Below are 23,754 nucleotides of genomic sequence, written 5' to 3'. Positions count from 1 at the left end.
TTACTTACGTTGGGTTTGAATGGGGGCGAAGATTTATTTAAAGATGAAATAGAGATTGAAAATTCTACCGGGATTTACATAAATTTCTTATTATGAATGGTTTAAGCAGGAGTGCTTTTCTTGAAACTATGGATCAGGCTATTACTCCAATTATTATAGTTGATGATTGGGCAGGCGCAAGCGCACTTTATTTAAACAAGGTTTTCTGTGCGGAGATAGGATACGATATTCACGCAATCCCTGACAAGGCAAGCTGGTGGTTAACAGCCTATCCCGACCCTGACTACCGGGCAGAAATAATGCTTGCCTGGAATACAAAGCAAGCATTGGCCGAAAAAAGAGGCGATCCTCATTTTAGTTTAACAGCAAGAATACGCTGTGCCGATAGCTCCATGAAATGGTACGAAGTTCATTGTGTAGAAGTTTATTGTTTAACTATGGGGCGGGTGAAAGTGGTCACCTTCCTGAACATTAACCGAATAAAAGAGAGAAACGAAAAACTGATTAATGTAATTCAGCAGAAGGCGTTATTGTTTTCTATCCTCACGCATGATATCAGATCGCCTTTAGGTAACATAAAGTCGATTTTGGATGGTTATGAGATGAATTACCTGAACAAGAATGAAATTTGCGAAGTAGCGGTGACATTAATTGATCAGATTGGTTACCTGCTAAATATGATAGATTCTACCCGGTTACGTGTTGGCAGCGAAAGGGGTACGTTTAAGTTTCGATCTGAGGAAATAAAATTGAATGTTTTTTTAGATAGTTGCCGGCACGTATTCAGCAAAGTGCTTAGCAATGCTCAGATCAATCTAATTTTTGAAATTCCCGAACCCGCCATCATTTATTATGATCAGTTTATACTGGAGATCATTTTCAGGAATATTATTGATAATGCTATAAAATATACGCCTAAAAATGGGGTAATTAAAATTTCGTTGATTCATCATGAAAAATATTCCAGTTTGGTTATCACCGATTCGGGAAAAGGAATGACGTCTAAACAAATTGATGCTATAGCCCATAACACCAATCAAAGAGCCGCCAGTCGGGAAATTGTTGATGGTTTTGGTTTAGGCCTTATAAGTGCGAAGGAAATCTTAGAAAAACACAGAGGTAAACTGGCTATTTCCAGCACGCCGGCAAAAGGTACCTCATGTGAGATAATGATATACAATTAATAGAACTAATTAGTGGTTGTGCAGAGCAGGAAGGTAATTGCGAGGTTATTATGTGTTGTTTTTGTTTTGGCTGAGCGTAAAAGCTACGCACAGTACAGGCAGAAACAGATTGACAGTATGCTTAATATAGCTACCCAAACAATTGACATTCAGCAAAAAGAAAAATTAGGGGTTGCAATTTACCAGGCATCTAAAATCATAAACTATGATGAGGGTATAGCCAAAGGGCTAATGATGCGCACCGGCGCCTGTTTTAACTCCGGCCGATATGAAGAAGCTTTCAAATACGTTGTTGAGTCGGAAAGCGCAGCCCAAAAAATACATGATGTTTTATTGATTACACAGATCCAGACAGCAAAAGGAACTATATACAATAAGCTTGGCTATTATAAGGAGGGCTGGCTAACGTTGAATAGCGCCATTGTTGTTGCAAAAAAGATAAATGATCCAGGTTCGCGGCATTACTGGTTAGGGAACATTTATACAGGCCTGAGTCAATGTAAAGAGAGTTTAGACCGGGATTCAAAAGACCCGCTCTTTTTTATCAGAAAAAGTTACCTGGAGTTTAAAAATGTAAGCACCAACGCTAAATATGTTAGAGGTTATATACTGGCCACCTATAACATGGGCAGCATTTTTCTGGAACTTCACCAAATTGACTCAGCCTCGTTTTATTTACACAAAGCAGCAACCCTTGCCGAAAATTATAAAGACGATAATGTATGTGCCTTTACTTACAAAGAACTTGGTGATCTTTATTATACACTAAAGCTATATGCCTGGGCCGAAGATTATTACACCCTGAATATTGGGGTATCATCCCGTTTAAATAACGCGTACCAGTTAAGGGATGCTTACAAAGGCCTGGCTAACGTTTATTTCATGTTAAAGAAAACAGATAAAGCCGCCAATTTCCTGGAGCGGTATACTACACTTACAGATAGCCTGAATATAGTTGATAAATCGGCAGCAAAGGCCCCCCTGGTTTACCTCCTTAAAACACAGGACGAAAAAACCAATAAAAATAAAAAGCAGTTGGCCTGGCTCATCGCAGCTATATCACTTATACTTAGCATAGTAGTTTTTACAGCACTGTTTATATCTGGTAAGCTAAGGAGAGAATTGAACCTTAGTGTTGCAACGGTAGATAAGCTGACTAAAGAAACTGAAAGTAATATTGCAAAAAGGAAAAAGGAGGATTTGAGTGAAATTTTACATCTGGCCATGGAAAATAATCCTCTTTTTTTAACCAGGTTCAATCAGTACGATCCCGAATTTGTACAAAATATACTTGATAAAGCTCCCCATATGGTTGCGGCAGAAGTTGAGATGTGTGTGTTACTGCGGATTAATTTTGACACCAAAGAAATTGCCCGTTTTACACAAAGTTCTGTTCGTTCGGTAGAAGGTAAAAAGCGCCGGATACGGAAGAAGCTAAGCATTCCATCGGCAATTGATATTAATGTTTGGATGGCGAATGTTTAATAAAAAAGGCGCCCCCAATAAATTTTATAAGTTAAAATACAGGCGATACATCATCAATGATGTATCGCGGGTAAATGTGGGTAGTGATTATTCACTCCCCCAAATTTTATAATTAGTTTTTTTGCACTTAATAAAATAGCCTTTAAAAGGCGTTAACCGAATTTTATGAATTACAACGATAGACCCTTTATCCGATGCCGTAAGTGTTCAGCTCCCTTTCATTATAAAATGCCGAGAAACTGGGTTGGGCGCAATTTGTTTTTTTTTCTTCCGGTTAAACGTTTTTTTTGCGCTAAGTGCCTCAAATCCCGTTATCGGATTATGACGTTGGAGCAAGAGCGGGCTTTTAAAGTGTGAACCTTATTGCCTTTTTATTTTTGAAATAGTATAGTGCTTACTTAATCCACCTACCTTGGAAAATATCACTAATTCTGACAGTTTTTTAAAAATTGCGGATATTATGGTTATGCCTGTTATGATCGTTAATAGTTCCGCTTCCGGCAATGATTATTTATACAGTAATAATGCCTTTTTAACGGAGATCGGTTACAATCTTCACGGTTTACAAGATTGGTTTGAGAAAGCGTATCCTGATCAGGACTACCGGAAAGAGATCATCTGCAGTCGCGACAAACGGCAGGAGATTGCTAAAAAATACGGGCACTCGTACTTCCATCTGGAGACAAAGGTTTGTTGCGCAGACGGATCATATTATTGGTACGATATATATGAAACCCGGATAGACAATTTAACCGTATTTACTTTTTTGAACATCAATGAGCTGGAAATAGAAAATAACCGGCTTAAAGATGCCGTTGAGGAAAAAAACCTGCTGCTTTCCCATATTGTGCAGGATGTGCGTGATCCATTATTAGTCATCAGAACGTTGCTTGATAACCTTTATCATAACAACCAGGGTTTAGAGAAAAAACAGTTTGATAATATACTTTCCGATTTGGGTTTGCATGTTGGGCACGCCACAAACCTGCTCAATGCAGCGCTTTTTCGTACCGGAATTGAAAGGGGGGCGTTTAGTTTCCAGCCAGATTTAATTGAACTCGAATCTTTTTTAAAAAAACGTTACGAAAGTTTAAGGCATCGTCTTACAAAAAAAAATATACGATTGCTTTTTAAGCTGGATTTTCATAAAATTATATTTTATGATCGCTTTATACTGGAGATAGCTTTTGTAAGTATTATCAATTACATTGTTTTGACCGGTAAACAGGATGGTGACATTGTTATTTCTAATATCGACGAAAATTATTTTCAAAGTTTGATCATCGCAGATGAGCAAACGTCATATGATTTAGAGGGCAAACCAGGAACCCCAGGTAACACCAATTTGAATACAGATGGATTTAATGCAGGATTACTTAATGCAGAAAAGATCCTTGAAGAACATGGCGGCAAATTATTAACTTACAAAAAGCCTTATAATACTACTGTCTGGGAAATCAGAATAAACAAATACAATGTTTTATAAAAAAGACTCAACCTCCACCAAAATTAAAAGTATTTCAAGAAAGATCCTGCTCGCGTTTATAGCGTTAGCAATCGCCCTTGCAATAATTGCCTTGTTCGTAAATACTTCTATATCCAACCGGCTAAACGCATTATCAAAGCTCACACTAAACCTTGAATATGATCAGGCAAAATCACAAAAGGCTTTACTGTTGTTGCATGAAGCCGAGGATGACTTTCAGGCATCACTTTTAACCCCCAACGCTTTAAAAGACAAAGGCTACAAAACAAAGCTTTCAGAATCCTTTACCCTTATTGATAGTTTGCTTAAAGACAATGTAGATACCGCAAAATTAACAGCGGCGCAGCGTGCCAAAGTTAAATATCTGTACATAAAGAAGCTAAAGCTCTCTGGCAGCCTATATGTTTTAAAGCATAGTTTTGATTCGCTTTTAACAGCGGCATCAGGCTTAAGCACTTTGAACGATAGTGCGGGCGAATACTCCACCACTGTTTACCGGAAAAAGGGAAAGAGGATGGGAAGCAGCGATACGGTAAAAAAAGAAGCCCAGGTAAAAAAGAGAGGGGTTTTTGGCAGGATAAAAGATGCGATTGCCAACAAAAATGCAAATGCGGGAGTATCCAATTTAACAATCATCAACCGCAATCGAACTGACAGAATAATTGACTCTGTGAACAGGGGAATAGCCCGGCGCGACAAAGATCTATACAGTCAAAAACTACAGCAGCTGCAACGGCGTAATTCTAAATTATTCACCACGCAAAAGCAAATGGTTGTTCTTAATATGCACATTAATAGCGAACTGGAAAGGATTGTTAATGAAGTAAACAGCATGAATGCTGGGCTTATTAATGAGCTTAAAGAAAACACGCTTAAAAACTACCGGGAAACAACCTCATTATTAAATAAGTTTTATCTCTCTTCGCTTTTTCTTGTTTTGGTGTTTGCTACCCTGCTTATTATATTTATAATTAACCTTAACCGTGCCGAAGTTTACCTGCTTCATGAGAATGAGCGGTCTGTAGCTATGGCGCAGCAAAAAATGGATCTGTTACTGCACATGAGTCATGAAGTGCGTAATCCGCTTACGGCAATAAATGGTTTTTTATACATTTTTAGCCGCTCAAACCTTTCGGCAAAACAGATTGATATGCTTGGCTCCATCAGGCTTTCGTCAGAGATGTTGTTGCATACCCTTAATGACACGCTCGATGCCGCGAAAATGGAAACCAGTGAATTTAAGATCAACAAGGATCCTTTTAATCCGAATCATGTACTGAAAGAAGTATTGGAAAGCATGGAATTTAGCGCTGCTAAAAAGAAACTTGAGTTGGATTACAGTTTCGAGGGTAATAAAGTATCCATGGTGCTTGGCGATAGCTTCCGGCTTAAACAAATCATGATCAATTTACTAAGTAACGCCATAAAATATACCCAAACCGGAAGTGTTAAAGTGAACGCAAGTCTTACGGAGATAAACGGTGCCGATAAGTTGCAAATAAGAATAACAGATACCGGTCCTGGCATTAGTATACAGCAGCAGGCAAGGCTTTTTTCAAAGTATTATCAAACAAATTCGGCCAGGGGGCAAACAGGCACCGGTTTGGGACTCTACATCTGTAAGCAGCTTGTTCAATTGCAGGATGGCGAAATTAACGTAGAAAGTAACGAAGGTACCGGAAGCACTTTTGATTTTTACATAACCTACAACAAAAGTACAGACGAAGTGATTGAAAATGCTGAGGATAACCTCTTGTGGAAATTAAACGGCCTAAGCATTTTAGCGGTTGACGACAATGAGCTTAGCCTAACTTTCCTTAAAATGATGACAAGTAAATGGAACATTAAGTTTTACCAGACATCCGGCGAAAAGGAAGCCCTGGAAATTCTATCCAAAGAAACCATAAATGTTGTGCTGGCCGATTTAAGTATGCGTGAAACAAGTGCAGAGCAATTGGCAACAAGTATAAAAAAATCAAAAAGCCTGTTAAGCAAGCCACCCGTAATTGCCATCAGCGCCGAAGAGCTATCATTGCAAGGAGAAAAATACTTAAAGCAAGGTTTTACAGGCATTTTAGAAAAACCTTTTACAGAGGCCGAACTAATTAAACAGGTTGTATCTGCACTTGAACGGTAAAAAAGCAGCATCGCAAATTGTGGAAAGCGGTGCAATAATTGAGTAAAAAATACACGCTTTTGATTTCTTAGCGCGTAGTCAGACTTTTAACTGTCGATCATATATTAAACTAACAGATAATTTTAATTATATAATGCGACTGACCGCCAAAAATAAAACCATATTTATATATCTTTAATCAAAGGTTGGTTTTAGTTTTGTTGACTCCTTATTGTTTAAATGTTCTCCTATGTCAATAAATTGTATCATTGTAGATGATGACGAATTTGCTATCACTCACCTGAGGGTGTTTGTTAATCAAATTCCGTTTTTTAATTTACTGGCATACTATCAATCACCTGCCGAGGCACTTTCGGCAATGGAAACAAATGATGTTCAGCTTATATTTATGGATATTGATATGCCTGAAATGAGCGGGATGGAATTTGCCAGGATATTACAATCTGCACACGGTGCCGCCGCGCCGCGTATCATTTTCATTAGCGGTTATGAAAGGTTTGCGCTGGAAGGTTACAAAGTAAATGCGCTTGATTATTTGCTTAAACCGGTAGTGTATGAGGATTTTTTAAAATCAGCCTACAAAGCAAAAACTTATTTTACTGAAAAAGAGAAACAAACCCCTGCTACAGAAAACTACCTGTTGAATGAGTTTATCTTTTTAAAAGTAGAGTATGAAATGGTACGTATTTATTTAAAGGATATATTATATGTGGAAGGGTTTAAAGATTATGTTAAAGTGTATTTAACAGGCGATTTAGGATACGTAAAGGCCCTTACCACGATGAAAGCCATGGAAGAAAAACTACCTGCTAATGGCTTTATACGGGTACATCGCTCGTTTATTGTTGCTGTTGACAAAATAGATGCCCTTACCAAAAACACCATTAAAATCAGAAAAACGACCATCCCGGTAACAGAACAATTTAAGGATGAGTTTAGGAAGTTTGCGCATAAGTGGCTGTAAATAGTTTATTTTAAAGTTTTCTCCCCGTAAATTATACTTTAATACTGGTCTGCTATAATGACCATTCCGTCGGTTGTAGTAAACAATCTGTCGAACCTTTTTTTTCGTTGTATGATCTTGTTTTTCTTTGCTGGTAAACCGCCTTATTTGAGGGCCAGGTTATGTTACTATCAGCTAAAATATGAGGACTAAGGAATTAGAAATATCCGATAATTTCAGTAAAACCCTGATTGCCATTTTGGCTCATGATCTGCGGCAGCCTTTCGCCACCCTGGTGATGACCGCGGATATGATTAAACACACCAGGAAGTCGCTATCTGCCGGAGAAGTTCATTTACTTTTTGAAGAGTTGCGCAATACTGCATCTAAAAGCATTGACCTGCTTGACGGCTTGCTTTATTGGGCAAAATCAACAAGTCTCGATTTTTCAATCAAAACAGAACCATTGCTTCTTCATGACCTTCTTCACGAAGCCAACAGCCTGTATCTTTATGATCAGCTTAATAAGCATATTATATTGTACAATATCGTTCCGGAGCATCAGCTGGTTTATGCGCATAAAGAGATGCTCCAGTTTATCAACAGGAATATTTTAAGCAATGCTACCAAGTATTCTCCGGATGGAGGGGTAATTGGTGTAACGTGCAGCGAAGACGATAATTGGATAACGGTTGCTTTTACCGACCAGGGAAAGGGAATGACCGACTCCCAACTTCACGACCTTTTTCATTTAAAGGATAATCTTTCTGATACAGGTGACCTTTTAAAAGGAGCGGGAATGGCCATGAGTATTTGTAGTGATATGATAGCGCAAATGAATGGCAGGATCTGGGCAGAATCATCAGTTGGTGAGGGGACCACTTTTTATTATACTTTACCTAAGCTTTTATCAGATATTACCGCTGAAAATAGTCCAAAAATGACAGCTGAAGTGTGAACTTCCCGAAGCCATTACAACGCTGTTTCTATTTAATAAGCCATCGAATCCCGTTGGACTTTCGTTATATTTTTTATTTGATTATTTTTTTAATGTCCACAACAAGCTGCCGGGTAAAAACTCTACCGCCCGCGGCCTGGAGATGATACTGATCAAAAAACAGGCTATCAGTAAAAACAGCAGGGTTATGGTAATTCAGATAAACGCCTGCATGCTTTTCAATAATGGCCTGGCATTGATCAAAATGATGCTGCAATATCTGTTTTGATACCGGTGTATTGGCATATGATGCCTTGATGGGTACCTGGACGAAAATAAGCTTGATATGTTGTGCCTGGAGCCATATACCAAGGCTATCCAATTCATGATATTGGTAAGCGGTATATTTTGTGGGGAATATATTATGCTCATTCCATTTTTCCCGGTTGATGTCTTTGGCTTTAACGGTTAGCAGGGCACCTCCCCAGCTATCAAGCTGAACGGGAAAAGCGGTATGTTTTCTGCGAATGATCTGGTGTATGGAGTTGTAATTTTTAAAATAAAAAACCTCCGGGAAGTTTTTTCTGATATAGGTACCGGTATTTACGTAGTTGAGATAAGTTTCATTTAACGGCGCTATAAAATCGCCGATAGAGGAGCCAATGATAACATACCGGGGCCGGTAATCCTTTGCAAAACTTTTCACAAGCGTCCGTATATCGCCTATCTGCAAACCCCAGGAGGCGAAATTATAATAAGATGTGTGCAGATTTTGTAAGATAATGTCTGAATTAAACTCATACAAACCTACCGAAGAACCAATAGACATCACTTTTACACGCTCAATATGCTGCTTTTGCAAACGGATCATCTTTAGGTCGAAAATGGTAGAATTGGTGATGATAGGAAAGTAACCCAGGCGAAATAGCACCTCAAAAACAAGCAGTACCGGCAGCGCGAACAGCAGCGTTTTAAACAGGAATTTGACCGTGCTTTTCATGTTAAAATTTAAAGTAAATAAAGTCGCTGTTACGGGTAGCTGTAAACGTGATAATAATAAGTATTAAGCCATAGTATATGATAACCCTCACCGGCGATTTTTTTATAAAATCGATCTGCAAGGCATGCTGTTTATCGCGTTGCAGCCACTCGGCGGCCAACATGATCACAATACAAACCAGCGTTGCGGCGGTATTCACTTTTTCTATAATCACCGGGGCCGTGAACATAGAGCGCGAAAAAAGCCTCTGGTAATAATCAAAAGCCTGGGCTAAACTATCGGCACGGAAGAGAATAAAAGTGAACATGACCAGGGTGAAAGTGCCGGCCACTCCGAGCAAAGCGGGTAACGCGGGCTGAAGCTGGTCTGTTATCTTTTTCTTTTTATATAATGTCCCGCGCAGTATAAGCGGGATGTAATAGCAGCCGTTTAAAAAGCCGAAAAGAAAAAAGGTCCAGTTGGGGCCGTGCCAGATCCCGATGGCAGTAAAATTGATCACGATGGCCAGTATGAGTCCCGTTTTTCCCAGGTCTCTGAAATAGATGGTAAGCGGGGCAAAAACATAATCCGTAAGCCAGCCCGTTAGGGAAATATGCCAGCGCCGCCAAAAATCGGCGATATTTTGGGCAAAAAAAGGTGTATTAAAATTACGGGTAACTTTAATGCCAATGATGTTGGATAAACCAATAGCGATATCTGAGTAACCCGAAAAATCTGCATAAACTTGTATGGTGTACAGAAAAGCGCCGAATAAGAGAGAGCTGGCCGGTAGTGTTTTGTAATGCTCAAAAATATTGTCGGTAAATACCGCGCAGTTATCAGCAATCACCATTTTTTTGAATACCCCCCAGAGTATCTGGCGCATACCATCTGTTGCCTGGGCGTAATCAAACACCCTTCGCCGGGTTAACTGGGGGATGAGTGTTTTAGGGCGATCAATGGGCCCCGATATAACACACGGGAAAACGGACACATAACAGAAAAATACCACCCAATCTGTAGTGGGCTTAATTTTGCCATGCTTAATATCCAGTAAATAACTTATAGTACGGAAAGTATAGAAACTTATGCCAAGAGGCAATATGATGTTGAGCGTATAGGTATCCAGCCTGATGTTAAACGTAGCAAATGCGGAAATGGTAGATTTTACGAAAAAGTTGAAATACTTAAAAAAAAGCAAGGTGCCCAGCCCCTGTAGCAAACCTATCCAAAGCAACAGGCTACGTTGTTTTGTTTGCCGGGCTTTATATATACCGATGCCTAAAAAATAGTTGAGGGAAGAGCTGGCAATTAGCAGGGGCAGAAAGCGCCAGTCCCACCAGGCATAAAACACATAGCCGCCTGCCAGGAGCAGGAGGTTTTGCAATTTAAAGTTCCGGTTAAAAACAAACCAGTATAAAAGAAAAAACAGGCAGAAAAAAATAACGAATGTGATGGAGGTAAACAGCATCCCGATATTATTTTGAGCTTAATAATTCAATTAATCCATAGGAAACCTGCAAAAAGACAACTGCCCGGTTGTTGAACAATATTGCCGGTTTTGGAGGAGAAACTAATAGCGCCCCCTCGCAGCTCAGCCGCTCAATCTCAGCATAGATATCATCAACTTCGAAGCACAAATGATAATAGCTGATGTTTTTTTTCACAATTATTTCTACCTGTTTGCCCGCAATCAGTTCAATTTGGGTTCCATCGCTTAGGGTAAGTAAAGCCAGCTCGGCATCTTGTTCCGGGTCAAAAACAGTGGCGCTTATGGCTGTAACAGTATGGAGTTTAGTGATACTGTTTATCTCCGTCGCTATATTTTTGCAGGCTACCCCTATGTGATGAAGTTTCATATGTTGCTAATTGATCTTATTGCTTATGGTGTTGATCAGTTCGCCAACTTTGTTCCAGCTTTGAATTTCCCATGAGGTAAACCTGATCCCGAATTGTTTTTCAATGGCCACTACCAGCTGGATATGGTTTAAAGAATCCCACTCTTCCACATCGTTTGCGGTTGTTTCATAAGTTAGCATAATGTTTTCGTCATCCAGTACATCAATAAAAACATCGTTTACGGTTTTTAATATTTCGCCTTTATCCATGTGTATGTGGTTGTTTTATGTTTATGAGGAGGCTTTCACGTAGTTTTTCTTCGGGATGCAGGTTTGGGTATCCAGTATCCAATGCCCGTCATGTTGCTCAAAGCCCAAATCCCGGTAGTGATGTTTTACAATTTCGTTTTTGGGGGTTTGCAGGTATTGCCCTTTTAAATACCTAAAACCCTTTGCTTTGGTAAAAGCTGCAATAGTGTTTAAGGTAAAGTGCTCCATGCCCCTTTTTAACACCCGGCAACTCATAAACCAGTTATCGATGAATAAAGTATCTATAGATTCTTTCTTTAAAATGATTGCGCAGATGAGCCCGTTATCGCCAAATTTATCGGCTAACGTAAACGAAAAGCTAAAGGAATCAATGGAATCTGCAATGGCTTTAATATCGGTTTCGGTATACCTCACCGTACGTAAATTGAACTGGTTGGACCGTTGCGAAAGCTGAGCCACTCTTGGTATATTAAAGCTGTTGAAAGGTTCTATCACAGATACCATGTTCAGGCTTTGCAAAAAGGCGTCTTCATCAGCATATTGCTGCTGATCCGTATTCCGTTTGGCTGCGCTTTGATACTGCTTTGTACGTTCAGTATCTTCGTTGGTAAGTGATATGGTTTCAAACAGGTTCAGGGTATACAGGTATTCCAGGTAATTTGCCGGATCTTCTGGCAGTTCGGGAACGGTAATGTTTGGTATACACTCACGTACCATAGCTCTTTCAAAAGGATTATCATCCAAAAACACCATAGCGTCAAAGCCTATATTTAATTCGGCCTGAATTTGCCTGATATTATCGGTTTTGTTATCCCAGTTAATTTTAAAAATCGCTATATCATCACGGCTCAACACCATATCCGGATGCTTTTCAAAAGATTCCATGGCGATGGCTTCGGTGTTTTTACTGCAGATAGCCAGGATTACGCCCCGGTTTTTTAACTTTTTTATCCAGTGCTGAAACGCTGTAAATGCTTTGCCTATGCCCAGGTTTCCAAGTTGGATGTTTCCTATTCCGTCATCGCCAATTACACCGCCCCACAAGGTATTATCCAGGTCAAGGATCAGGCATTTTTTTAACCGGCCATACATAGACCCAATCAGATCGGCTGTTTGGGCGGCCACCCAGGGTAATACATCTATACTTAGCACCATCTCCGCATTTATATACAGTGGTGGCTGGAAAAAGGTTGCCTTGCCTAACTGATTTTGTATGGATGAAATATCACAGATGTAAAAATTATCTTGCCCCATGGCATAGTGCATCAATTCATAATTGAGTTTCCGCAATTGAAACAGGAATGACGACGCTATTTTGCTGGCACCATTACCAAATACCGCATCATTTATTTCGGTGTAGTTATAGTAAATGATCTTTGCGTTCAGACTGTTATTTAAAGCATTATGGAGATCGCCGATCAATGTTAACCTGTTTTGGGCCAGGCTATCGTATTCCGCTGGGTTTAGTTTATTGTATTTGGCTAATAATTGATGCGAAGAATGGAATATGACAACCACTTCGGGAGCAAAAGCATATAGTGCGGATTTAGGGTCGAATACCTGTAGTTCTACCTGGTTAAAATCGGCTTCCCATATCAGAAAGTCAAAATCCATATCAAAGCCTGTGCCCCTGAGCGCCTGGGTGAATAATTGTGTGGAGGTATCGCCGAGGAGTGCGATTTTAACAGATCTTAAAGGCGAAAAATCATTCTTTAAGTTTTTTTTCAATTCCGAAAAGATCTTCATGGGCATTTTTAATAATGATGAAGGCAGGCAATGTTTTGCTTCGCTATAAAATTAGATACTTTACCTGATTGTAGAAAGTGAATATATTAACTATTGACTTATTAAAAAATCGGCTGCTTTCAGAAGGGTGGTCATTGGAAGCACAAATGACGATTGATGATATCATAAATTACAAACCCTGCAAATGCGCCCTTGGTTGCCGCAGTTTAGTTATTTTTAGTAGAAGTATCGTCGTAAACATGAACGGCAGGCGCAGCTTTCCAACTCTTGATTACATTAGTTGTCAGAATATTGAATTTTTCAACGGTTCCTCCCAATTCTCCGCAGTATTTTCCAAACACTACCGAGGCAATTTTATGATGCCTGATAACATAAGAACAAAGTATACAGGGTTCTATATTTGAATACAATACAGCCTCCTTACAGGTTCCCCGCTTTTGTACAGCATCCAATATGGCTACTACTTCGGCATGGCGGGTAACATCTTGAAGCTGACGACTTTTTTCGTAACCTTCTCCTATAATTTCACCGTTAAGTACAACAACACTGCCCACCGCGCTTTCTCCCTGCGATGCCGCTATTGCAGCCAGTTCAAAGCAACGATCCATATATATTTTATGAGGGTTTGCATCCATAACGTGTATTGAAGATATTTGATCTTAAGGGGTGTTATTAAAGGTACTAAAAATGATAAAACATACCATCGATGTTTACTGATCAATGGTATGTTTTTATGGTGATATTATTTTTGAGTTCCTGTTTTTTTATCAAGGAACTGCCTTATTGCGGCGGCTATTTCGTTACCGTTACTTTCCAAAGCAAAGTGGCCAGCATCGTATAGATGATATTCGAGGTTTTTGATGTCTTTCTTATAAGCTTCAGCGCCGGCAACCGGGAATATATAATCGTTTTTACCATACACAATCAGCATCTCTGGGTTATAGGTACGGAAGTATTCCTGCCATTTAGGATACAAATCAACATTGGTGCGGTAATCGTAAAACATATCCAATTGTATTTGGTCGTTTTCTGGTCTTTCCAGGTGGCGCAGGTCAATTTCCCAATTATCGGGGCTAATTACACTTTGGTCGGGTACGCCATGGGTATACTGCCATTTCAATCCGTTGGCATCATGAAATCCTCTTAATGTGGTTTCGGCTTCTTTGTTGTTCCTGTCTTTCCAATAAGCTTTAATCGGATCCCAGAAAGCTTCCAGGCCTTCGTCATAAGCACAACCATTTTGAACAATCAGGGTATCTATTCTTTCGGGGTGGTTTGATGCAATACGCCATCCAACAGGTGCGCCGTAATCCATCAGGTATAAACTGTATTTTTTAATATTAAGCTGATCTAATAGTCCTTGTACTATTACAGAGTAGTTTTCAAAGGTATAAGCAAACTCAGCGATGGGCGGCTGTTCGCTTCTGCCATAACCAGGATAGTCGGGGGCAATTAAATGGTATTTGTCCGATAGGTCATTAATAAGGTTTCTGTACATATGCGATGAACTTGGGTAGCCATGCAGTAATACTAATACAGGTGCATCTTTAGGCCCTGCTTCACGGTAAAAAATGTTCACTCCATTGATCTTAATGAAGTGGTGTTGGGTTTGATTTTTCATGTTATTTAAATTTTAAGTTATTCAGTTATTGATACTTTATTTACCGAACGTTCGGTAAATAATAAAAATGCAAAAATCCTTTTCTGTGATTAGTACCACTCATTTCATGATTAGTACTACGATTGTTTGTATTAGATTAAATTATGCCGCTAATAATGCAGGTATTTTGGCCAGGCTGTTTTTAAAATAGTTTTTATCGCTGGTGGCGCCGGCCAGTACAAGTGAACCCTGGATCAGGAGATTAATAAATCTTGCCTGTTGCTCCGCGGCTTCTGGCGATAAACCAAGGTCAATGGCAATATCTGCAAAACCATCTGCCAGCAGATTAAAGCAACTGTTCACATTTTCTTTAAATGCATCAGCGTCTGTACCAACAGTTAATGTCCTGAGCAGGCAATTGTTTGCTCCTCCATTATACAATTCATCAATAGAAGCGATAACCTTTTTGAGCCGGGCTTCTGGTTTTATATTTTTATTTGCCGATACCGAAACAATATTTTGCTGAATCCATTCCTCAACAATGCTCAGGGCATGTTGCGCCATTTCCTTTTTTCCATCGGGGAAACGGTGGTATAAGCTGGCTTTCTTTAATCCTGTTGCCTTTGCCAGCAGTTGCATCGATGCTCCATCATAACCCAACTTACTAAAGGTTTCAAACAGCTTCAGATCTACATTTTCAGGATCAACTTTTTGAGTACGCATATTTTAAAATTGTTTTTTTAATATAAATGAATTCTGTTATTATGAGCTCCATTTGATATTGCTTTTTGAATTACCAATCAAATGTACTGAACGTTCGGTAAATAAAAATAATTTTAGCATTAACAACGAAAAGTGCCACATAAAAGTTGAATAATACCACAAAAGGAAGTTTACCTGGCAGTTTCAAAGTAAAATATTAATCCATACTGCCGAAGCAAGGTGTGTTAACTAAATTTACCTTGATGCATTTTGATGATGGCGAGGAGGTTGAAATAAGAAATTGGTATGTATCGAAGTTGAAAGCTTAATTCAATTTAGTAAACATATAAGTTATGAGAAGTTCGGATTCGAAAACATCATTCTTTATCCGCGGGATTTGAACACTTAAAAAAGCATGATTTATTAATCTACCATTAAATAAATATTGTTAATTATTATCTAATGGTAGATTTTAAAAGATGACTTAGTAAAAGTTTGATGATTTCGACCCGACCCTGCCATAAATAATCCAATTTTTATTTGGCTAATAATCATCCACATCAAATTTCTGCTTTTTGTAATAATAGTGTCAGTCTTCCTCGGTAATATCCATGTATTTCTTAATTATCCTACAAGCCATTTACTTTTCGGCAAGAGTGAAAGTAATTTAACCAGCACACAAGTAGTAATAAATGTACAAAAGGCAATTAGCGGGATTTTGACCGCCGCGGTATCAAAATATTGGTTGAGTAAATGGTAATAAATATTGAGCACCATTATATGCGCCAAATAAATTCCATAACTAATGGAAGAAATGCCGGCGATGAGTCGTACAAAAAAAGAGTTTGTGTTTTTAAAGCTAATATTTTTAAAAATAAGGATCGCTCCTGCCGTCATCATCGCTACATTAATCGTATCAAATCCCCAGGAAAGCTCGAGGGTACTAACCATTTTCTCGGTACCTAAACGTTGCTCAAATACCAATGCAGTGATGGCGTAACCGATGATAATCAGCACTATTCCTAAAGGGAGGTCCAATGGTTTGGGCGCCATATGAAATTTTTTAATGTAGCTGGCCAAAATCACATAGCCAAGCAAGCCCGAAAAGTAATAAAGCAATGGCGTACGGTTCCAGGCACATTCGCCTAACACTTCGGGAAATATTAAGTGAATAAATGGTAGGCTTAAGGCAATCGCCCATATTACCAAATAAAGTTCCATCCCCCTTCGATCGGCTTTTTCTATCCACGGCGATAATATAGGTGCGAATAAGTAAATGCCGATCAACATATAGACAAACCACAGGTGCCCAATCTCAACGCCGTAGTTCACCGGAATATGCAAGATATGGATCATTGTTGTTTTCAAATCAGCACCTGCAGTAAAGTGATAATAGAACGCATATAGTATGCACCAAAGAACAAAAGGTACAACTACCCTGCTTAACCTCTTTTTTAAAAATGTTTGTGTATCACCAACCGGAAAAAGGAAAAATCCCGAGATCAACACAAACAAAGGAACGCAGATACGAAAAAACGAGTTGTACCAACCTACAATATGCGCGTCTGGCGTATTTAAAACATTGCCGGTCGGTCCTATATAATAAAATTCACCGGTATGTATCTGCATTACCATGTAACAGGCAATAACACGTAATAGGTCTATGCCGTAATTTCTAGGAGGTTTAACAACAGTCATTGGCTTTTTTAAAAGGAGGAAGATATTGTTTTTATCAAAAGCCAACAACTCCTTTAGCCAACATTATTTGCCACCCTCTTTTGAGCCCAAAAGCCCGTGACAGAAAAGGCTTGGTTTTTATGCGATTTTTTATGGAATGGAAAATAGAAAAGCCCTTTAATGTGGAATTAAAAGACTTTTTGATGCTTTTGTTAACGTTCTCAGCGGAGAGGGGGCGGATTCCGATCGAACACCTAATACCATTTTTTACATTTTAGAGATTTTAAAAATTCAAATCGACTTTAAAGCCGTAATCAAATCTTATTAATTTATAAGTATGTTATTACCCTAAATTCAATCCTTATGAACAAAATGGTTTGCTTAACCTGATGACATTGGACTCGGCAACATGTAAGGAACCGCTTTTTATTCGGTTAAACTTGCCCGTTATAATTTGGGTCAAATTCCACAATCAATTCAATACCATATTTGTCTCTAAACATTCCGGCGTATGTACCCCAGGGACTGTCGCCAATGGGGCCTTCAACATCTCCGCCTGCCGACAGTCCGTTAAATATTTTGTCTGCTTCCATTAGAGCGTGGCGAAGGTTTGTATATTAGAATATCTCATAAGCTCCATAGTGCTAATTTAAGTATTTGCTTTGATGAGGGAAAGTATATCAACAAAAAGGGGCAGTATCAAAAATCTACACTGCCCCAAAAAATTAGACACTATTTGGGGGCATTTTTATTGCCATAACTTTAATGCCCGTAAATTGGCCCGGCTACCGCTTTCCCCCAATAAAAATTAATAGGGCTTTATTACTTGTCCTGTGTTTGCACCGAACACACTTTTGCGAAAGCCATATTCCAGTTGTTTCATGGTTACGGGAATATCACCATGGAAAAAAGCAAAATATTGCGGAGAATCTTCAATCACTGTAGGACTAACAGCATTGATACGAACACCATTTTCCAGCTCTATGGCTGCTGCGCGCACAAATGCTTCAACCGCGCCGTTGGCAGCCGATGCGTTGGCGAATTTCAAAACCGGCTCATGCGTTAAAGCGCCGGTGATTAATGTAAATGAACCTTTAGGATTGATGTAGTGTTGCCCAATGAGTACTAAATTAACCTGCCCCATCAGTTTGCCGTCGATACCTCTCCTGAATTCCTTATCCGTCATGTTTTTCCAGGGACCAACATACGTAGGCCCAGCTGTACATATCAGCGCATCAAACGGACCAGCCTGCTTAAACATATTTTCTATGGATTCGGGCGAGGTAATATCTGCCTGAATATCTCCGCTTTTGGAGCCTACTCTTATTATTTCATGATCTTTTTCCAACACACTTGCCAGGTGCTTCCCCATGGTTCCTGTTGCGCCTACTATGATAATTTTCATTCTTTTTATAAATATTTTACTTTGTTAAGCTTGCATGTTTAAACCCCTGAAGTACGCTTTACCCCAGGTTTCACTCATAACTGTTAATTTAAAAACCCTCCGAAATCATTTTTCTGCTCACCGTTATACCGGCTGTTGTTCCCATGGCTACCGCATTTGCCACTGTACGAATGCGCGTTGTGTTATCGCCACAGGCAAAAACTCCATTAACTGTAGTTTCTTGAAAAGAATCAACCTTAACGTAGCCATCTTCAGTTAATTCGCACCCCAAAGACTCCGGTATCCGGCAATGTTGTTCAAAAGGGCTCCGTGTGTATATAGCCTTCACAGAAGATTTTGTGCCGTCGTTGAAGATCATATTTTGAAGATACCCGTTGATGTGTTCTAATCGTTCAACTTCCTTGTTTACTATTTTGATCTGATGTTTTTCAAGTTTCCCGGTTTGTTCGGCGGTCAACGTTGATGGACCATCGGTAAAAAGCGTTAAATCATTTGTCCAATTTGAAATAAGGCTGGATAATTCATACCCATCTTCTCCATTGCCAAGGATGCCGGTTTTTTCATTTCTCACCTCGTATCCATGACAAAAAGGACAATGAAGAACCGAAATGCCCCAACATGCTGCAATGCCCTCCATGTCAGGCAAAAGGTCCCTGATGCCTGTAGTAAAAATTAATTTCTGTGCGCTAAATGTTTCGCCCGATGCCGTCTGAATTTCAAAACCATTTTCGGTCTTAGTGCTGTTTATGGCCAAATCGTTTAAAAACGTTACGGTGTGATACATTTGTACCTGCTGTTTTCCAAGAGTTGCAATTTCTGCGGGGGTTTTTCCATCCTGGGTAAGGAAGTTATGCGAATGAGGTGTTTGCTGGTTACAAGGTTTTGCGCTATCAATAATTAAAACCTGCTTTAATGCCCTGCCCAAAGCCATACCTGCTGCAAGTCCTGAATAACTTCCTCCAACGATTATTACGTCAAATTTTTTTCGGTTTGTCATTTTATGATATTTTTAAAATTGTATTAATTGAAGCAAAAAAGCGATGACGATTCTCACCGGTGATCATCGCATACTACTTGTCGTTATCCTTAGATGAAACCAGGCGGATAATAGAATCCACCAAAGGTACGCCGGCAAACACTATCCATGGAACTAATGGAATGGTCAGTAACAGTGTTCTTTGATACAATGGCAATACCGATAACGGCTTACCAAACAAATAAAGGAATAATGTGATAGAGGGGTAGATTACTATCCAAACCTTTAAAGATGCTATTAACTTAGCTTTTGTTTTCATACTTTAGAAATTACTTTTCGGGAAGCGTTTTGCTCTGTACAAAGGTAATTTCAGCGGTAAACTGAAGGGTAGGACAAAAATGTGATTGTGTAGGATTTATCTAAAGTTATGCCTGAACGCCTCGGGCGAATATCCCGTGTGCTTTTTAAAAAACCTGATAAAATAAGAAACATCTTCGTACCCCAGGTGGTATGCTATTTCATTTACCTGGTTAGAAGTTGCCAGAAGGTATCTCTTGGCCTCCAATATAATATGCTCATTAATAAGTTCGGAACAGGTTTTGTTTAAGGTTACCTTAGTGATTGCATTAAGCTGATAGGTGGAAAGATTCAGCATAACAGCATATTGAGATACTTGCTTATGGGTAAAGATATTTGCCTCTAAAAGTTCTAAAAACTTTTCAAGTCGTTCCTGGGTATAAAGACTGACATCCCCGGACGGAGCGCTGCTGTTTTGCCGGATAAGCTCGATAAAGAAAATACCCATATTTGCTTTGATAACCTCTTCATATCTTTCTTGCTTATCGGCATATTCCTGAAAAATATAGGTCATTATAGTAAGTAACTTTTGTAACCCAGCTGCTGTAAGCTGATAATGATTGGCGTTACTGGCTTTGTGTAATAGCTGGTTTGATACCCTATCATGAGGGAAATAAAATTCATCTCTAAATTGCATCAAATACCCGGTGCTCCCTGCTTTTAGCACCAATTGGTGTACCTGGCCCGGGCGCATAAAGAAAACAGAATTATCATCAACTGTGTATGGTATAAAATCTATTTCATGGTGGCCGGCCCCTTTTTTTAAAACGAGAATATAAAAAAAATCATGCCGGTGAAGCTCCTGAACCATGTCTGCCCCGGCAAGTAAATTATGAATATCCCGGATGCTAAAGCTTCCAGAAAAATCCGGCTCCTTTTGCGTTACATTAATATGTCTTATTGGTATTCTGTCCATTTTAACTTAAATACTAAGAAGCTGTTTAACTTTGATTTATTAATTTTTTATGCTTATAATGAAGCACTTAACCACCCGTCATTGCGAGGCACGAAGCAATCCCCACCTTACAGAGTAGCTTTACAAATCCGATCTGTACAGTTTGGGATTGCTTCGTACCTACCTATGATGTATTCGCTAAAACCCCTTTTGTCATCCTGAGGAACGAAGGATCTATTCGCAAACTGTACAGGGCGAAGAAGCACGGTGGAGAGTAGATCCTTCGTTCCTCAGGATGACAAACTTTTTTAACCTCATTTCTCCTTCAGTGTCTCCCGGATTTTGTCACTCGCAATGACGTGCGGGTATGTACTTCATTTAGACCAGGCTGCTCATCACGTCGAAAGTAATCTGCCCTTCCTTAAAAAACTCGTCCGTACTATAGTTCAGTAAGCCTTCGGCAGCCTGTTTCATTTGCGATAAGGCCAATTTTAATAAACCCGGGCCTACACTAACCCTTGATACGCCAAGACTTTCCAATTCTTTCAGGTCGCGGATTTGCCCATATAACAGGATGTTGATGGGTACATCTAAGTTTTCCAGCAATTGAGCTATTTCATGATAACCAGGAATTACAATAGGGTACACGCAGTCGGCTCCTGCCAATTGGTAAGCTTTTGCACGTTCAACAGCCAGGTTCACAGTATCCTTTTGCACCGGCTGAAAAAACAGATCGGTACGGGCATTGATGACTATCGGCACATTATATTGAATGCCTACTTCCCTTATGGCTTCTATCTTCAAACACTGTTCGTGAATGGGCGTCATCATTTTACCATGATCGTGGCTGTCTTCTATATTTAAGCCGATGGCGCCGGCATCCAGCAGCATTTTTATATTATCCTTCAATTGCGCTATGTTATCAGCAAATCCGCTTTCCAGGTCAACAGACACAGGCAAATCAACAGCAGCTGTTATGTGCGATACATTTTCCATTAACTTTTTGTACGGGATATGTTCGCCATCGGGAAAGCCTGCGATAAGGTTCGTAGCGACGCTTGCTGTAGCCAGAGATTGGTAACCAAGTGATGCGATAAGTTTTGCACTTAGCGGATCCCATATATTAGGCAGGATCAATAATTGCGGTGCCAAATGCTGCTGGCGAAATAAATCCGCTTTTTCTTTTTGTGTTAACAACATGGTAGTCTGTATTAAGTTAATAAGTTTTTAATATTTAGCTGTTTAGGGGCGATCATAAATTATCCACACTCCACTTATAAGCAGGAATAGTTGATAACAATAATGAGCCTGCACTTACAGCAAATACCGAATAGTTAAATGGTGATTTGACGCCGAAAAAAAGTGCCATACACAAGGCAAAAGTTAATGTGAGCACAAAACTGCCCAATGCCATAATTCTTGTTTTATAGCCGGTAATCAGTAATACCCCGAAGATGACTTCTAAAAAAGTGGCCAGCCAGCCCATAACATCAGATACTGATTTAGCCAGGAAAGGTAGCAATGCATGAACATAAGTGAGGAAACTACCCCAGTTACCCCAGTCAACATTATGCTGACCCGCCGGCCCAAGCCAGCCAATACGATCCAATACGGGATAGATAAAACCAATCCCGAGCGCGAGCCGCAGATAAAGCTGGGCATAAACAACATGTTTTTTCATTTGCTATAATATAAATAGATATTTGGTTTTATTAAGTACCCCGGTTTTCTGAACGGAAGATCATCCGTAGTGCCTGGTCCCTGGTTGTATAGGCTACCAGCCAGCTATACAAGGTTTTGATCTTGTTATTATAATTAACCAGCGATATGAGGTGGATAAATAACCAGCTGAACAAACCTAAAAAACCGCTAAAGTGGAGTTTGTGTTTAAGCAGATCAGCAACCGCCGTATTTCGCCCTATTATGGCCATATCCCCGCGATCAAAATATTTAAATGGCTCCATAGGTTTTCCTTTGGCAATAGCCAGGAAGTTTTTAGCTAATGCCTTCCCCTGCTGTATGGCAGGCTGCGCCAGTTGCGGATGCCCTTTAGGATAAGCAGCATCTGTTTCCTGTATGCTGATATCGCCTATAGCCCATACATTGTCCAGGCCTGTTACCTGGTTATATGCATTGGTAACCATCCTGTTGCCAGCTCCAAGACTGGTTTCAGGAATACCTTCAAAAGTATGCGAGGTAACACCGGCCGCCCAAATGAGGGTTTTTGTTTCAATCTCCCCGCCATCAGAAAGCTTCACTATATGACCATCATAGCTGTTTACGCGTGTATTTAGTTTAATCTTCACGTCGAGTTCTGTCAACGCCTGATAGGCTTCTTTATGGGTTTTATCACTCATTGGGGCCAGTAATACAGATGTGCCATCAACAATATGAATACTCCCCCCGGCACCTTTTAGTTCGGGGTAGTCTTTGCCTAAAATATATCGTTTCATTTCGGCCAGCATGCCGGCAATCTCCACCCCGGTAGGGCCACCACCCGCCACAACAATAGTTAATAACCTCTTTCGTTCGGCCGGGTCGGTTTCAATAACGGCCTTTTCCATAGTTTTCATTAACTCATTTCGCATATACAATGCGTCATCAATTCCTTTTATCGAAATAGCCTTTTCCCTGATACCCTCGTTACCAAAAAAATTTGTTTTTGTGCCGGCCGCAAACACCAGGTGATCATATGAAAGTGCACCATCACTCAATTGGATAGTTTTATTTTCTGTATCAACCCTTAATAATTCTGCCATCCTGAAACGGACACCTTTGTCCCTAAACATCTTACGAAAAGGGTAACTGATGCTTGACGGATCAAGAAAACTGGTGGCCACCTGGTAAAGCAGGGGCGTAAAGTAGTTGTAATTATTTTTATCAACCAGCGTAACCTGGTAATGCTTGTTTTTGAAAAGCAGCCGTGCAAAACTTAAGCCTGCAAAACCGCCACCTACTACAATGATCTTTTCCCTGTTGTCAAATTCTTTTAAATTTTCCATATAGTATTAATTTATGAGGGATCAGTAGGGCAGGTATAGGCATTGCTTACTAATCCTGGTATTTGATTATTAATGTGCCCCAAACTTATTGCGGTAGTCATGGGGTGTTACCGTCGGCAAAACACAGTTCGGTTA

23 protein-coding genes are annotated in these 23,754 nt (G+C 39.7%); 6 read left to right on the top strand and 17 right to left on the bottom strand.

All coding sequences use genetic code 11. The features are described 5' to 3' along the window. Positions 1-92: 92 nt before the first annotated feature. The 6 genes from Q0R88_RS09900 (at position 93) to Q0R88_RS09875 (ending at position 8,193) form a co-directional block, all read left to right on the top strand. Positions 93-1,184 (top strand): PAS domain-containing sensor histidine kinase, encoded by a 1,092-nt coding sequence (locus tag Q0R88_RS09900; RefSeq protein WP_295715584.1) that lies wholly within the window; start codon positions 93-95, stop codon positions 1,182-1,184. 18 nt (positions 1,185-1,202) lie between these two features. After that, positions 1,203-2,669, top strand: a complete 1,467-nt coding sequence (locus Q0R88_RS09895) for a tetratricopeptide repeat protein (protein WP_295715582.1) — start codon at positions 1,203-1,205, stop codon at positions 2,667-2,669. 412 nt (positions 2,670-3,081) lie between these two features. Next, complete coding sequence (locus tag Q0R88_RS09890; protein ID WP_295715580.1) at positions 3,082-4,155, top strand: hypothetical protein; 1,074 nt, start codon at positions 3,082-3,084, stop codon at positions 4,153-4,155. Further along, entirely contained in the window at positions 4,145-6,292 is a 2,148-nt protein-coding gene (locus tag Q0R88_RS09885; protein ID WP_295715577.1) for a hybrid sensor histidine kinase/response regulator, read from the top strand. The genes Q0R88_RS09890 and Q0R88_RS09885 overlap by 11 nt, the downstream gene beginning before the upstream one ends. A gap of 229 nt (positions 6,293-6,521) precedes the next feature. After that, entirely contained in the window at positions 6,522-7,256 is a 735-nt protein-coding gene (locus Q0R88_RS09880) for a LytTR family DNA-binding domain-containing protein (protein ID WP_295715575.1), read from the top strand. Positions 7,257-7,437: 181 nt separating this feature from the next. Further along, positions 7,438-8,193, top strand: a complete 756-nt coding sequence (locus tag Q0R88_RS09875; RefSeq protein WP_295715573.1) for a HAMP domain-containing sensor histidine kinase — start codon at positions 7,438-7,440, stop codon at positions 8,191-8,193. A 73-nt stretch (positions 8,194-8,266) separates the two neighbouring features. Here the strand turns inward: Q0R88_RS09875 and Q0R88_RS09870 are convergent, their stop codons facing one another. The 17 genes from Q0R88_RS09870 to Q0R88_RS09790 form a co-directional block, all read right to left on the bottom strand. After that, positions 8,267-9,172, bottom strand: coding sequence for a hypothetical protein (locus tag Q0R88_RS09870; RefSeq protein ID WP_295715571.1), 906 nt, complete (start codon positions 9,170-9,172; stop codon positions 8,267-8,269). A gap of 1 nt (position 9,173) precedes the next feature. Continuing rightward, positions 9,174-10,538, bottom strand: a complete 1,365-nt coding sequence (locus tag Q0R88_RS09865; RefSeq protein ID WP_295715569.1) for an MBOAT family O-acyltransferase — start codon at positions 10,536-10,538, stop codon at positions 9,174-9,176. A gap of 91 nt (positions 10,539-10,629) precedes the next feature. Then, on the bottom strand, positions 10,630-11,010 hold the full coding sequence (locus Q0R88_RS09860; RefSeq protein ID WP_295715567.1) for a VOC family protein: 381 nt from the start codon (positions 11,008-11,010) through the stop codon (positions 10,630-10,632). Positions 11,011-11,016: 6 nt separating this feature from the next. Further along, positions 11,017-11,259, bottom strand: a complete 243-nt coding sequence (locus tag Q0R88_RS09855; RefSeq protein WP_295715565.1) for an acyl carrier protein — start codon at positions 11,257-11,259, stop codon at positions 11,017-11,019. Between the two features lie 21 nt (positions 11,260-11,280). Continuing rightward, on the bottom strand, positions 11,281-13,005 hold the full coding sequence (locus Q0R88_RS09850) for an HAD-IIIC family phosphatase (RefSeq protein WP_295715563.1): 1,725 nt from the start codon (positions 13,003-13,005) through the stop codon (positions 11,281-11,283). Between the two features lie 206 nt (positions 13,006-13,211). Continuing rightward, positions 13,212-13,613, bottom strand: coding sequence for a nucleoside deaminase (locus Q0R88_RS09845; protein ID WP_295715561.1), 402 nt, complete (start codon positions 13,611-13,613; stop codon positions 13,212-13,214). Positions 13,614-13,747: 134 nt separating this feature from the next. Further along, positions 13,748-14,626, bottom strand: a complete 879-nt coding sequence (locus tag Q0R88_RS09840; protein ID WP_295715559.1) for an alpha/beta hydrolase — start codon at positions 14,624-14,626, stop codon at positions 13,748-13,750. A 141-nt stretch (positions 14,627-14,767) separates the two neighbouring features. After that, positions 14,768-15,328, bottom strand: a complete 561-nt coding sequence (locus tag Q0R88_RS09835; protein ID WP_295715557.1) for a TetR/AcrR family transcriptional regulator — start codon at positions 15,326-15,328, stop codon at positions 14,768-14,770. A 603-nt stretch (positions 15,329-15,931) separates the two neighbouring features. After that, entirely contained in the window at positions 15,932-17,005 is a 1,074-nt protein-coding gene (locus tag Q0R88_RS09830) for an acyltransferase family protein (RefSeq protein WP_295715555.1), read from the bottom strand. A 413-nt stretch (positions 17,006-17,418) separates the two neighbouring features. After that, positions 17,419-17,577: a hypothetical protein gene (locus Q0R88_RS09825; protein WP_366087044.1), complete on the bottom strand. Its 159-nt coding sequence runs from the start codon at positions 17,575-17,577 to the stop codon at positions 17,419-17,421. 215 nt (positions 17,578-17,792) lie between these two features. After that, the gene (locus Q0R88_RS09820; RefSeq protein ID WP_295715553.1) at positions 17,793-18,389 is read right to left on the bottom strand and encodes a short chain dehydrogenase; all 597 of its coding nucleotides are present in this window, start codon (positions 18,387-18,389) and stop codon (positions 17,793-17,795) included. An 88-nt stretch (positions 18,390-18,477) separates the two neighbouring features. Further along, positions 18,478-19,386, bottom strand: coding sequence for an NAD(P)/FAD-dependent oxidoreductase (locus Q0R88_RS09815; RefSeq protein WP_295715551.1), 909 nt, complete (start codon positions 19,384-19,386; stop codon positions 18,478-18,480). A gap of 73 nt (positions 19,387-19,459) precedes the next feature. Beyond that, the gene (locus Q0R88_RS09810) at positions 19,460-19,684 is read right to left on the bottom strand and encodes a hypothetical protein (RefSeq protein ID WP_295715549.1); all 225 of its coding nucleotides are present in this window, start codon (positions 19,682-19,684) and stop codon (positions 19,460-19,462) included. 96 nt (positions 19,685-19,780) lie between these two features. Further along, positions 19,781-20,638: an AraC family transcriptional regulator gene (locus Q0R88_RS09805; RefSeq protein ID WP_295715547.1), complete on the bottom strand. Its 858-nt coding sequence runs from the start codon at positions 20,636-20,638 to the stop codon at positions 19,781-19,783. A gap of 357 nt (positions 20,639-20,995) precedes the next feature. Beyond that, the gene (locus Q0R88_RS09800) at positions 20,996-21,817 is read right to left on the bottom strand and encodes an isocitrate lyase/phosphoenolpyruvate mutase family protein (RefSeq protein ID WP_295715545.1); all 822 of its coding nucleotides are present in this window, start codon (positions 21,815-21,817) and stop codon (positions 20,996-20,998) included. Positions 21,818-21,869: 52 nt separating this feature from the next. Next, the gene (locus Q0R88_RS09795; RefSeq protein WP_295715543.1) at positions 21,870-22,298 is read right to left on the bottom strand and encodes a DoxX family protein; all 429 of its coding nucleotides are present in this window, start codon (positions 22,296-22,298) and stop codon (positions 21,870-21,872) included. A gap of 31 nt (positions 22,299-22,329) precedes the next feature. Next, positions 22,330-23,619 (bottom strand): NAD(P)/FAD-dependent oxidoreductase, encoded by a 1,290-nt coding sequence (locus Q0R88_RS09790; protein ID WP_295715541.1) that lies wholly within the window; start codon positions 23,617-23,619, stop codon positions 22,330-22,332. Positions 23,620-23,754: the final 135 nt, after the last annotated feature.

This window comes from Mucilaginibacter sp. (assembly GCF_025362475.1).
Lineage (GTDB): Bacteria > Bacteroidota > Bacteroidia > Sphingobacteriales > Sphingobacteriaceae > Mucilaginibacter.
The sequence above is the reverse complement of the archived record's forward strand: the minus strand, read 5'-3'. Positions and strand labels throughout refer to the sequence as shown.